Raw genomic sequence first — 962 nt, forward strand, 5'->3', positions numbered from 1 at the left:
GTTCGGCAAACCCGAGGGCTTCTGAGGGTGCCAGGCTACTACGACGTGTACGCCCTCGCCCCGGCCCGTACCGCCGAGGCCGTCGAGCGGTTCCTGGCCCGGTTCGCACCGGCCCGCGAGCCGGCCGCCGACGAGTACGAGGTGCCGCGATACGCCGACGTCCCGGCCACCGTGTTTCGGACGCCCGGAGAGCTGGTCGCTCACGGCGTCGCCCACCCGGCCGAGCCGCACGGGCTGTACTGGCGGTGCCTCGGCGGCAGCGATCCGGCCCACGCGATGGCGTTCTTCACCGCAGATGGCGGGCTGATCCTCGGCCTGTCGGTCGTATCGGACGCGGAGTGGTGGCGCGCGGAGTTGCTGGCCGCCGCGGGGAGCACGGTCGGCTGGGTGGGGTTCGAGGAGCCGCCCCCGGACACGGCACGCGAGTTCGCCGTACGGGCAGCACGACACGCCGAACCCGGCGCTGCACCTGACACCGCCCGCTGATTCGGGACGCATCGCGGCGCGGGACCTCGCGGTGCAGGTGAGCTTTATGTTCGGCACCCAGAGGGCACCGGTGTGGAGGCCGTCCGCTGGTACCTGGAGTTGGGCGGCGAGGTGGTTGCCCGAATCGCCGACGCTGGCGAGTACGACTTCCCGTGGACCTACGGCACGCTGGTGGAGTCACCCGCATTCGAGCGGTTCCGGCCGTATTTCACCGACCCGGACGGCTGGCCAGAAGACGACCCGGCCATTGAGGCGCTGTGCGGCGAGGTGCGTTCCCGCGGCGGGTTCGCTCTCCGCGACCTTCAGACCGGGCAGGTTCTTCCGGGCATCGGCCTCAACCAGCGCGGAGAGTCCGTCTGGTTCCGCATCGGGTAGCGCCGCAGAAGCCGAACCCGGCGCTGCACCTGACACCGCCATCGGCCACAGTTGTGGTGCTCATCCGATCCTGGCGGTGCAGGTGAGCTTGTTGTTCGGCA

2 protein-coding genes are annotated in these 962 nt (G+C 70.7%); both read left to right on the top strand.

Annotated elements, in window-relative coordinates; all coding sequences use genetic code 11:
- The first annotated feature begins 27 nt into the window (after nucleotides 1–27).
- Nucleotides 28–486 (top strand): hypothetical protein, encoded by a 459-nt coding sequence (locus R5W23_RS09230; protein WP_261190878.1) that lies wholly within the window; start codon nucleotides 28–30, stop codon nucleotides 484–486.
- Nucleotides 487–558: 72 nt separating this feature from the next.
- On the top strand, nucleotides 559–861 hold the full coding sequence (locus R5W23_RS09235; protein WP_320686084.1) for a hypothetical protein: 303 nt from the start codon (nucleotides 559–561) through the stop codon (nucleotides 859–861).
- Nucleotides 862–962 lie beyond the last annotated feature (101 nt).

It is taken from the genome of Gemmata algarum (assembly GCF_034097035.1).
Classification (GTDB): Bacteria; Planctomycetota; Planctomycetia; order Gemmatales; family Gemmataceae; genus Gemmata; species Gemmata algarum.